This is a genomic window from Streptomyces sp. NPDC031426 (assembly GCF_055581585.1).
This window is the reverse complement of the sequence record NZ_JBVIJE010000049.1, coordinates 22,893-33,156: the sequence shown is the minus strand read 5'-3', so window position 1 is coordinate 33,156 and position 10,264 is coordinate 22,893. Positions and strand designations below refer to the sequence as shown.

The 10,264-nt window shown below is 70.0% G+C and carries 10 protein-coding genes and 2 pseudogenes; 7 read left to right on the top strand and 5 right to left on the bottom strand.

Translation table 11 applies throughout. The features are described 5' to 3' along the window. Nucleotides 1-33 precede the first annotated feature (33 nt). Nucleotides 34-449 (bottom strand): annotated as a pseudogene (locus ACZ5NH_RS43310) (hypothetical protein); the annotation flags it as partial. Here ACZ5NH_RS43310 and ACZ5NH_RS43305 point away from each other — a divergent pair. Continuing rightward, nucleotides 405-536 (top strand): hypothetical protein, encoded by a 132-nt coding sequence (locus tag ACZ5NH_RS43305; RefSeq protein WP_468783715.1) that lies wholly within the window; start codon nucleotides 405-407, stop codon nucleotides 534-536. The pseudogene ACZ5NH_RS43310 and the gene ACZ5NH_RS43305 sit on opposite strands and share 45 nt — an antisense overlap. Nucleotides 537-686: 150 nt before the next feature. On the opposite strand, the gene ACZ5NH_RS43300 is transcribed toward ACZ5NH_RS43305, so the two are convergent. Then, complete coding sequence (locus ACZ5NH_RS43300) at nucleotides 687-1,409, bottom strand: ABC transporter permease subunit (protein ID WP_468783707.1); 723 nt, start codon at nucleotides 1,407-1,409, stop codon at nucleotides 687-689. Between the two features lie 2 nt (nucleotides 1,410-1,411). Further along, nucleotides 1,412-2,332 (bottom strand): ABC transporter ATP-binding protein, encoded by a 921-nt coding sequence (locus ACZ5NH_RS43295; protein ID WP_468783705.1) that lies wholly within the window; start codon nucleotides 2,330-2,332, stop codon nucleotides 1,412-1,414. Between the two features lie 122 nt (nucleotides 2,333-2,454). On the opposite strand from ACZ5NH_RS43295, the gene ACZ5NH_RS43290 reads away from it, so the two are divergent. The 4 genes from ACZ5NH_RS43290 (at nucleotide 2,455) to ACZ5NH_RS43275 (ending at nucleotide 4,947) form a co-directional block, all read left to right on the top strand. Beyond that, complete coding sequence (locus ACZ5NH_RS43290; RefSeq protein WP_468783713.1) at nucleotides 2,455-3,609, top strand: sensor histidine kinase; 1,155 nt, start codon at nucleotides 2,455-2,457, stop codon at nucleotides 3,607-3,609. 14 nt (nucleotides 3,610-3,623) lie between these two features. After that, on the top strand, nucleotides 3,624-4,286 hold the full coding sequence (locus ACZ5NH_RS43285) for a response regulator transcription factor (protein WP_451009317.1): 663 nt from the start codon (nucleotides 3,624-3,626) through the stop codon (nucleotides 4,284-4,286). Between the two features lie 268 nt (nucleotides 4,287-4,554). Continuing rightward, on the top strand, nucleotides 4,555-4,758 hold the full coding sequence (locus ACZ5NH_RS43280; RefSeq protein WP_468783703.1) for a hypothetical protein: 204 nt from the start codon (nucleotides 4,555-4,557) through the stop codon (nucleotides 4,756-4,758). Nucleotides 4,759-4,788: 30 nt separating this feature from the next. Continuing rightward, the gene (locus ACZ5NH_RS43275) at nucleotides 4,789-4,947 is read left to right on the top strand and encodes a hypothetical protein (protein ID WP_468783701.1); all 159 of its coding nucleotides are present in this window, start codon (nucleotides 4,789-4,791) and stop codon (nucleotides 4,945-4,947) included. Between the two features lie 464 nt (nucleotides 4,948-5,411). Here ACZ5NH_RS43275 and ACZ5NH_RS43270 read toward each other — a convergent pair. Further along, nucleotides 5,412-5,602, bottom strand: a pseudogene (locus ACZ5NH_RS43270) (helix-turn-helix domain-containing protein); the annotation flags it as partial. A gap of 1,257 nt (nucleotides 5,603-6,859) precedes the next feature. After that, entirely contained in the window at nucleotides 6,860-7,315 is a 456-nt protein-coding gene (locus ACZ5NH_RS43265) for a hypothetical protein (protein WP_468783699.1), read from the bottom strand. Between the two features lie 640 nt (nucleotides 7,316-7,955). On the opposite strand from ACZ5NH_RS43265, the gene ACZ5NH_RS43260 reads away from it, so the two are divergent. Both ACZ5NH_RS43260 and ACZ5NH_RS43255 read left to right on the top strand, forming a co-directional pair. After that, nucleotides 7,956-8,423, top strand: coding sequence for a hypothetical protein (locus ACZ5NH_RS43260; protein WP_468783697.1), 468 nt, complete (start codon nucleotides 7,956-7,958; stop codon nucleotides 8,421-8,423). 590 nt (nucleotides 8,424-9,013) lie between these two features. Further along, entirely contained in the window at nucleotides 9,014-9,871 is an 858-nt protein-coding gene (locus ACZ5NH_RS43255) for an NAD(P)H-binding protein (RefSeq protein ID WP_468783695.1), read from the top strand. Nucleotides 9,872-10,264 lie beyond the last annotated feature (393 nt).

Genomic DNA, 10,264 nt, shown 5'->3' with positions numbered 1-10,264 from the left:
AGGTCCCGTCTTCATGCCCTGGCCACGGCAGGATCACCCGACCGGGAATCCGCGTTCGACCCGCACGTTCCATGATCGGTTGAGATACGGCTTCTTAGGTGTGTGCACGTCGTGGCGGGGTGCGGGACGGGTATTTTTCCGACCCGGTGGCCGGCCGGGACCGGGGAGGGTGGGTTTCGGTGCTCTGGCCGGGCAGGCGGCCTGTGGGCGGATGTGCCTGAAGTCGCGGCGGACGCGGGTGGGAGTGAGCCTGTCCGGAGGGCTGGGTCTCTCCCAGGGACGGCGCCGGTCGGCTGCCAGTGGGCGGGCCAGACGCAGTTGGGTGTAGGCGGCGAGGATCACCCAGGTCCAGCGGTCGGCGGCGGGGTGGTCCAGCCGAGGGTCTGCTTGAAAAGGCGGAAGGTGTGCTCAATGTCGAAGCGCCGCAGGTAGGCCTGCCAGAGACGGTCGTTCCCGAACACCGAGCCGAGATGACCATCCGCTTCGCCATCTGGGACCAGATCACCGGCACTGGCGGCTGGCCCACCACGGCCTGAACACAGGCCCGGACCGCGGGCCCAAACATGCCCCGACGCACCGTCAGACACTCACACACCCAACAACGTGACAGCGGCCGTCGATGAGGACGACGGGCTGCGCGCTGCTCAAGGTCAAGGACCCCGTCTACGCTGACAGTTGGCGCACCGTCATGCGTCCCGGCGCCGGACGCTCCACGCTCCCGCGCCCAGCGCCGCCGCCGTCCAGAGCGCAGTCACGGCGAGCCCGCTCCAGGGCCCCAACGCCCCGTCCCGGGTCCCGTGGAGCACCACCTGGCCCGCGCGGTCGGGCAGGAAGTCGGCGACGCCGCCCGACATGTCGCCGATCACGAAGGACACGATCAGGAGGAACGGTACGAGGATGCTCAGGGTGGCGACTCCGCTGCGCAGCACGGCACTCAGCCCGGCGGCGAACAACGCCATCAGGGTCAAGTAGATCCCACAGCCCACGATGCCCCGCACACCCTGGGCCCAGGTGATCCCGTCACCGGCGGACCCGAGCACCGCCTCCCCCACCGCCAGGCTTACGAACCCGGTGAGCAGTCCGACCGCCAGGACTGGTGCCGCGATCGCCGTCGCCTTGGCCGCGAACCACCGCCCGCGCCGCGGGACCGCCGCCAGCGAGACCCGCAGCGCCCCGCCCTGGAACTCCGACGAGACGGCCGTCGCACCGAACGCAATCGCCGCGACCTGTCCGAAGCTGATGCCGAAGAATGCCGCGAAGAGGGGGTCGCCGGTGCTGCTGCCGGGGTCCGTCGAGGCGAGGGCGGAGAAGACGGCGGTGGCGAGCAGGACGGCGCCCAGGCTGCCGGTCAGCGACCGCAGCGTACGGATCTTGATCCACTCGGAGTTGAGCACGGGCGTGAAGGACATGGTCAGGCCTCCTGGGACTGTGCGGCGAACTCGGCTTCGGTCGCGGTCAGATCGAGGTAGGCCTCCTCCAAGGTGCCCTCCTGCGCCGCCAGTTCGAGGATCGGCACGCCCGCTGCCGACGCGAGGCGGCCGATGTCGTCCACGCGCCCGTGGGACACGGTCCAGTGCCCGTCCTCGTGTTGCTCGGCTTCATGGCCGTGTCGGGCGAGTGCGCTGCGGAGGGCGTCGGTGTCGGTCGTGCGGATCCGTACGCGGGGCTGCACGCGCGCGTGGATGAAGTCCCGCATCGGGGTGTCGGCCAGCAGGCGGCCGCGGCCGAGGACGACGAGATGGTCGGCGAAGGACGCGGTCTCGTTCATCAGATGGCTGGAGACCAGGACCGTGCGGCCCTCCTCGGCCAGTCGGCGCAGCAACGCGCGGATCCAGACGATGCCTTCGGGGTCGAGGCCGTTGGAGGGCTCGTCGAGCAGGACCACCTCGGGATCGCCGAGGAGCGCGGCGGCGATGCCAAGCCGTTGCCGCATGCCCAGGGAGTACGTCTTTACCCGGCGCCGCGCCGCCGGCGCGAGGCCCGCCTCCTCCAATACCTCGTCGACGCGGCGGAGCGGGATGCGGTTGCTCGTCGCCAGGGCCCGCAGATGGTCGCGGCCGGTGCGGGAACCATGCGCGGCCTGCGCGTCGAGCAGGGCGCCCACGTGGCGCAGGGGTTCGGTGAGCGTGGCGTAGGGGCGGCCGCCGACCGTGGCGGTCCCGAACGTGGGCCGGTCCAGGCCGAGGACAAGCCGCATGGTGGTGGATTTTCCGGCGCCGTTGGGGCCGAGGAAGCCGGTGACGCGGCCGGGGCGGACGCTGAAGGTGAGGTGGTCCACGGCCCGTCGCGTGCCGTACTCCTTGGTGAGGTCTCGTACGTCGATGCTGGTCATGGCAACAGCCTGACCGTTCGCGGTCGTCGGCTCCTCCCCCGCCGGTGGAGATCGTCTCCCCCGCGCGGGGGAGGTCCGTTGTCAGTGGCGCCTGTCACGATGGCGGAATGGACGATGTCGGAATGGCCCGCTTCCTCCGTCCGCTGCTCCGGGGGACGACGTACACGCGCTTGCTGCACCTGTGGGTGCCGATGCTGATCGTCAGCGTGTGGCTGTTCATCGACATGTCGAGGCCGTGGGTGCCCGCGCTCCTTCTGCTTCCTGTGGGTCTGATCCCGGCGGTGCGGATGGGCGAGGGCGTGCAGGCGCGGCTGCTGCTCACGCCCGGCGAACCGGAGTCGGGGATCTCCGTGGCTCCCTCGGCGACCTGGCGGGACCGGGGACGCACCATGCTGTGGCTGGAAGTGCGCATGGCCCTCGCAGTGCCGGCCACGTTCGCCTGCGTGTGGCTGCCGCTGATCGCCTTTGAGCTGGGCCGGATCGCCTTCGGACACGTGCCCGCCGAGATCCCGGTCCTGGAGGAGGCGCAGCCCCACTGGGCGTACGCCCTCCTGATCCCGCTCCCCCTGGTCGCGCTCTACGCCCTCGTCGTCGGCCTGGGCGAACTGGTCACCGCCGTCGCCCGGCAGCTGCTCGGCCCCTCGGCCGCGGAGCGGCTGGCGGCCATGGAAGAGCGCACGGAGCAGCTCCTGGAGCGCAACCGCATCGCGCGCGAGCTGCACGACTCGATCGGGCACGCCCTGACGGTCGCGGTGGTCCAGGCCGGCGCGGCGCGCGCGGCCGGCGATCCGGAGTTCACCGACCGGGCCCTGGACGCCATCGAGGAGACCGGCCGCGCGGCCCTGGAGGACCTGGAGCGGGTGCTCGGCATCCTGCGCGAGTCGCAGCGGCCGGTGAGCAGCAGGCCGACGCTGGCCGAGGCCGATCGGCTGCTGGAGTCCGCGCGCGCCTCCGGCGCGAAGGTCGACGCCGAGGTGACCGGAGCGGTGGAGACGGTGCCGGGTCCGGTGTCCCGCGAGGGGTACCGCATCCTCCAGGAGGCGCTGACGAACGTGTTGCGGCACGCGGGCGCGGTGCCCGTCCGGGTCCGCGTCACGGTCGGCGATGGCAGCCTCGACCTGGAGGTGCGCAATCCGCTGAACGCGGCCACGCCCGGCCCGGGCCGGGGCAGCGGCCTGCGCGGCATACGCGAGCGGGCGGCCCTGCTCGGTGGGCGCGCGCAGACCGGTCCGCACGAGGGCGACTGGCAGGTGCACGCCGAGCTGCCGCTGCGCTGATCTAGGCTGACCGGATGCCGGTCACCGTTCTCCTTGTCGACGACGAACCTCTCGTACGCGCCGGTCTGCGGGCCGTCCTGGAAGCGCAGCCCGACATCGAGGTGGTCGGGGAGGCGGCCGACGGAGCCGCGGTGATCCCGCTGGTGCGGCAGCTGCGGCCGGACGTCGTCGCCATGGACGTCCGCATGCCGCTCCTGGACGGGATCGAGGCGACGCGCGCGGTGCTGAAGACCGTCGACGAGCCGCCGAAGATCCTCGTGGTGACGACGTTCGAGAACGACGAGTACGTGTACGAGGCGCTGCGCGCGGGCGCCGACGGGTTCCTGCTCAAGCGGGCCCGGCCCGCCGAGATCGTGCACGCGGTGCGGCTGGTCGCCGAGGGCGAGTCGCTTCTTTTCCCGGCCTCCGTGCGGCAGCTGGCCGCGCAGTACGCCGACGGGGGCGGTAACCGGGCGGCGCGCGCGGTGCTGGAGCGGGCCCGGCTGACCGAGCGGGAGGCCGAGGTGCTGCGGCTGATGGCGCGCGGGATGTCCAACGCGGAGATCGCCGCCCGCCTCGTCGTCGGCACCGAGACCGTGAAGTCGCACGTGAGCGCCGTCCTGGCGAAGCTGGGCGCACGGGACCGGACGCAGGCGGTGATCGCGGCGTACGAGTCGGGGTTCGTGGCGCCGGGCTGATCCGGCAGGGGCACAGGGCCGGGGCGCCCGGGGCGTTGGCAAGTTGCTCGAGCGACGGCCGGCTGAGGGTGCGTCGGGTTGTGGGGGCGGTTGCTGCCCTGGGGCTAAGCCGTGGTGGGCTGTGCGACACCTCCCATCCCGACCTCGCGCGGCTGGTCGGCAACGGATCGATGCTGGCGAAGGTCGCCGACAGGTCCTTGGTCGCCAGCGCAACAGCAACGGCCACATCCGCGCCTACATCGCGCTCCGCGCGCCACAGGACTGGCACGTGGCCGCCGGTATCGACCTCGGCGACCAGCGGGCCGTGCGGACGCACCTGCTGAGCATGTTCGACGGCTGGGACGAGAGCCTGCGCTACATCCTGCGCAACAGCGACAACGGGTTCATCAACCGGCCCCTGTCCGTCCTACCCGCCCCGCACACCTGGGAGCACGTTCGCGGCGTCACGCTGTCGGCGACGCCGCGCACTTGATGCCCGGTCCGGCTGGGCGCCAATCTCGCCATGCTCGACGGCTCCGACCTCGCCCACACCCTCGTTACCGAATCCAGCGTCGGCGACGCGGTCCGCGCCTACGAGAGCATCATGCTTCCGCGCTCGATCGAGGCCGCGACGGGCAGAGCGCAGGGACTCGACCACCTCGTTCCCGCGACGGCCTCCTGAACCGACTCCGCCGCTCCCGGCCCCGCGGCCGAGCCCGCGCCGACGACCACGACTGGAGCGCCCGCACTACTTGTGGCTTCGACCTGGCCACGCCTACGGCAGTGCTCACATCACACCGCTTGCCGGCCGCCCCGGCCGGCGGTCACGTGACCGGTCAGCCGTTCCCGGTTGCCGGAGCCGATGGCGGCCTTCTCGGCCTCGGTGAACGGCGCACTTTCGAGGAACGACCGCGCGACCCCACCACTGGTGTCGAGGAACGGGAAGCCGCCGGGCCGGGTCCCGAAGGTGTACGGGTAGTCGGTCGAGTACACCATACGGTCGGTGCCGACCACTTCGGCCGTCCACCGCAAGTAGCGCTCGCTGACCGTGCCGCTGCCCGCCACCCAGAAGTTCTGCCGGAAGTAGTCGGCCAGAGGTCGCTCCAGCTTCGCCATGTCCTGCAGGACGCCGATGTGGTCGAGGTGGGTGCGCAGGCCCTCGGCACCCTCGGCCTGGTAGCGGCGGTACCAGGTGTAGTACGCCTGCCGACTGATCCCGAAGTACCGGCAGGACACTGCGACGTTCCCGGTGACCTCTTCGACGTGGCGTATGAGGCGGCCAGGCGCCGCTTGGCCTCACAGTCAAGCGGCGGGGTGGTGGGAGTGGACTTCGGCATGTGGATCTCCGTAGTGACCGGAGACCCAGGTGTCAACGATGATCGTCAGTTTTAGATCGAGAGCCACTCTGCCGCGGAATGGCGCAGGCTGGCAGGTGGGCATTCATCAAGGGAGGCGAGTCGGAATCGTGCGAAGCCTCTTCGAGTGAAAAACCGGAGCAAGGCCGCCCGATCGGCGGTTCGCTGGTTGTTGGGCAGGGCTCGAAACCATACGTTCAGCTCCAGTGCACAGCGGCGGCGCCCGTGCACAGAGTTCGTCCACACCTGTCACAGACCACAAAGCCGAGAGGGAACAGTCATGGGCCTGATCCGCTGTGCTCTCGCCGCTGCAACGGTGGCGGCTTCCGCCTCAGCCATCGGCCTGCCCCTCTTCTTCACTGACTGGATGCACCAGAGTTCCGATGCAACGCAGGTTCCCATGGTCAGCGCCCACCGCATCTCGCGCAGCAAAGCCGAATCACCCCAGCCATCCTTGACGAATCCGGGCCCGCAGAAATCAACGCCCCCCTGTTACAGCTACGGCGGCCCTTACTGCGGCTGGGTGGGGACATACTGGGGCGGCTGCGACGAGGAGTGGGGCCTGAGCTTCGGGTTCAAAAACCCTGATTGGATTTGCCTCCACGACCCCCGCCCGAGCCCCTCGGACGCAGCCAGTCCCTCGGACACGTCGGCCTCCGCCAAAAGCAGCGGTTCCTCGGCCACACTCAGCCGCTTAGCCAGGCCCAACCGCTTGGCCGGGCCCAACCGCTTGGCCGGGCCCAATCGCTCGGCCCCCTCCAGCCCCACGGCCGCATCAAGCCGCCTCGGCCACGCCCGCCACCGCCGGGAGCAGACGTCCCTCCTGACCAGTCTCGCCGAGAGACCTCCGGCGACCAGCAGCAGCAGCGGTGCGCACCCGCCGGTGGCGGTCGAGCCGCAGGCGTTGCCGAGGGAAGAAGGCCTGCTCAGCTCTCGCCCCGATCTCCACACCGAGGTCGGCCGGCCAGCACCGGACCGTGACAGCCAGGCAGACTGCACAGCGAGTCTTCTACAGGCCGCGATTCCAGCCACGGAGGAATACGTCTTCGCCTGCGACGGCCGCGTGGGAGGCTGGACGGAGCTGCGCGGATGCGGCGCCGACCCGGTGTGGTCGGCCCGGCCGACTGTCCGGAGGTCAGCCGCTCGTCAACGGGTACAACGGGTGGCAGTACATCAGGCTCCTGATGTGACGTGATGTCAGGGACCTAAGGTGCTGTTGGTCCCACTTCGGGCCGAGTGTCACGAGGCCGAACGACGTCGGCGGAGCCAGGCCATAGCCGGCATTCCCAGAACCATCAGCAAACCGCCGGCCGCGATCACGATGTGCTTCCCACTCAGCAGGCCGGCGCTCCAGCTTGCAGCCGTACTGTCACGCGGAACAGGGGGAATAGTGCCCGCGGGAGCGAGCGTCTCATGCTCGCCCTGGCCGTTTTGACGGGGGTCCCCTTTCTGGGGCAACAAGGAGCCGGACGAACCACTCCCGTCAGCAGTTGTGCCACCATGTGGAGCAGCACGGTCCCCGCGGTCACCGCCGTCCTCGTCATTGATGCAGTGGGCTGCGGGGAAGGGAAAGGCCCGCTCGTGGCGGTCGAATGCTTTCACCACGAAGAGGGGGTGCACCCTAAAGAAGTCACGAATCTCAAATTCATACTGGTAGTCGGTCTGGGTGGGATAATTCACGTCCATATACGTCAAGACAGTAAAATCGTCCCACGGTGCCGTCGGCGACAAGGAGGAGGATCCCGAAGGCCCTTGGAGGACGACAGCCTCCGGCCCACGTCGGCCATCAGTCAGAATGGCCCTCAGGTTATTGTCGATGAGCACGACACGGCGCTGGCTGTAGCAGTCACGCCAGGGATTATGGTGACCACGGTTTCCATCCCCTCTATGGAGCCACAGGGAGCCGGACGCGTGCCCTGCAGACGCCTGCGCAGCGACACCGGCCGACGCAGACACGAGGGCGATAGCCGCACCCGCCAGCGGCGCTGCAACCCAGCGACGCAGATTCATCCGATGACCTCCGTGGATGGCGGACGCAGGCGACCACCTGTTGGGCGACATATCCGAATCTCCCAAGAAGTTAAGAGAAATCAACTCGCCATCATGGACATCCTTGGGGAGCCGTACTCCTTGTCACTCAACCGCAGCAGTCTCGGCGGGAGAAGTAGGTAGTGGGCGGCTTCAGCCGGGTGACCGCCGCAGTGGACGGCCGGCCTGTGGGGCGCCTCCTCGCCGAGGGCAAGGCATGATGGATCACCGAAGGACGCCGGAATGGTGCGCGATGCCAGCACGGTGACCGCGCCCGGCCAGCTTCGCCGCGTGGAGATCAACCACCATGGCTTCGACAGCGAGACACATCGCGGGGGCCTCGTCGTCAACGCCGACACCGCCCCAGAGAGTCGTACGGGTCTTCTCCGCGCTCTTCGAGCGGGTTCCCCCATCCGCCGGGCGCGCGCTGGAGGAGTGGAGCGGTGACAACACCGCCGGCCTGGCCAACGACAGCACGGCCGCATTCAACTGCCGTCGGCCCGACCAGATCGACGCCCCGGCACGGGAGTCACCGCACGCCAACGGGGGCGTCGCGGGCTTCCCACAGCACACCCGACTCCGCGGCCGGGTAGCCGTGCTCAGCGATGTCCTCCAACACCGAGGCGAGGACGTCGACCCGCGCGCGCTGGTCGGCCGCTTAGTCGCGGAGCGACGCGGCGGCGTTCTCATCGAGGGGCTGACGGTCGGGCACGGGGGCCGGCTGCTGACTCATCCGAGGCTCCCGGGCAGTTGCTGGCGTGTGTCCTCACGGTAGCGCCGGGGCGGGGCGCTCCGGCACGGTACGGACGAAACCCGGCAGTAGCCCCCCGAGGCCCTGCTGAACCGTGGACGCAGGTGCGCGGACGGAACGCCTCTGCCAGGGAAAACGCCGGACCCAGGACCCAAGTTCGCGCCGGGCTGTGGGTCTGTCAGGCGGCGCGGCGGCCGATGTCCTGTGTCCTCGAACCTTGACCGGTTGCCACTGAACCATGACCAGCGCTGGTTTGTGACGGGGAATTGACTGCTGCAGACCACCGGGCCGTGGCGCAGCCGTGGCCGGTGCCGAACCCCCGGGGCGCTGGCGCCTCACAGGACAGGTGCTGATCGCTCGGTCGCCGTGGGGCCATGCTCACGGCGCGGGCAGTGCTACGGTTCTGGTAGGCGAAGTGCGGCGTCGGAACGCTTCGCCAGTCACTGCGGTGGCCCTGAGGCGCGAGTACCGGAACGCATCCGGTCGAGGTTGAGCGCCCTGCGGCACCGCGTTGCTCGTCAGCCGGGCTGTAACCGGCTCCTGGTCGTCTCGCGGGTCGCCGACGTGCCTGTGCTCACCCTCGCCGGGGCTGATCTTGCGAGAGGAAGCACATCATGACCACTCTGGTCATCGGAGCCCGAGGCGGCGTCGGTCGCCATGTCCTCGACCAGCTGCTCGCTGTCGGTGAACCCGTTCGTGCCTCGGTGCGCGACCCTCGGGCTGGAGCCGACCTGCCTGCCGCCGCCGAAGTCGTGACCGCCGACCTTACCCGGCTCGACACGCTGCGCCCAGCACTCGACGGCGTGCGCCGGGTGTTTCTCTACGCGCCGCCGGCCAGGGCCGAAGGCTTTGCCGCGGTGGCCGCCGAGGCGGGCCTTGAACGCGTCGTGCTGCTCTCCTCCGGCAGTGTTCTGCTGCCGGGCATGGAGCACAACGCGATCGCCCAGGAGCACCGTGCGGTCGAGGACGCGCTGTCAGCCGCCGGCCTGCCCTGGACGCCGGTGCGGCCCCTGGTCCTGGCAAGTAACAGCCTGCGCTGGGCGGAGTCGATCAGGTCGAGTGGCACAGTGCGGCTGGTCCACCCCGACGCCGTCACGGCGCCGGTCCACGAACGCGACGTCGCCGCCGTCGCGGTCACGGCACTGGGTGTCGGTGCCGATGATGCGGTGGCGACCGATCCATCGAGCGCGGCCGTGCTGACAGGACCCGAACTGATCTCGCAGCGCCGCCAGGTGGAACGGATCGGGCAGGCGATCGGCAGGAATCTGCGTATCGAGGAACTCTCCCCGGATCAGGCCCGCGAGCACTACGGTCGCGTTTCCGACCCAGCAACTGTCGACGCGATCCTGCAGTTCCTTTCCCTGGCCGCGACCGGCGGGTCGCCGTGTACACCGACCGTGCGGCGTGTGCTGGGTCGGCCCGGCCGCAGCTTCGCGCACTGGGCCCGCGACCACGCAAAGGACTTCGGCTGAAGACCCACGGCCGCTGAACCCCCAGGTCGCGGGCATGCCACAGCGATCAGCACCTATCCTGGGCGGTGCCACGGCCCTGGGGGTTCGGCCCTGGAGGTTCGGCACCGGATGCGGCTGCGCCACGGCCCGGTGGTCCGCAGCGGTCGACGTTCGCTGTCACAGCATGGTGGGCGCTTCGGGGCCGGCGGGCGGGGGTGTGGTTGGCCAGGGCCAGCCGAGACCAGTAGGACGACTCGCACTCGCCGGGAAACGGCGTCAGCGGGCCGGCGCTGATCGTCCGTCTTCCCCTCGGCCGGCGACAGTTGGTACTCGCGCACTCGCCCGTCCGTCAGCAGCACCCGCTCCACCCGCTCCCAGCAGTCGGTGCGCTCCACCCAGTCACGTTCGATGTCG

Excerpts from the sequence above, each read along its gene's own strand:
- ACZ5NH_RS43300 (WP_468783707.1), bottom strand. The coding sequence starts at position 1,409 with ATGTCCTTCACGCCCGTGCTCAACTCCGAGTGGATCAAGATCCGTACG.
- ACZ5NH_RS43295 (WP_468783705.1), bottom strand. The coding sequence starts at position 2,332 with ATGACCAGCATCGACGTACGAGACCTCACCAAGGAGTACGGCACGCGA.
- ACZ5NH_RS43290 (WP_468783713.1), top strand. The coding sequence starts at position 2,455 with ATGGCCCGCTTCCTCCGTCCGCTGCTCCGGGGGACGACGTACACGCGC.
- ACZ5NH_RS43285 (WP_451009317.1), top strand. The coding sequence starts at position 3,624 with ATGCCGGTCACCGTTCTCCTTGTCGACGACGAACCTCTCGTACGCGCC.
- ACZ5NH_RS43275 (WP_468783701.1), top strand. The coding sequence starts at position 4,789 with ATGCTCGACGGCTCCGACCTCGCCCACACCCTCGTTACCGAATCCAGC.
- ACZ5NH_RS43260 (WP_468783697.1), top strand. The coding sequence starts at position 7,956 with ATGGCTTCGACAGCGAGACACATCGCGGGGGCCTCGTCGTCAACGCCG.
- ACZ5NH_RS43255 (WP_468783695.1), top strand. The coding sequence starts at position 9,014 with ATGACCACTCTGGTCATCGGAGCCCGAGGCGGCGTCGGTCGCCATGTC.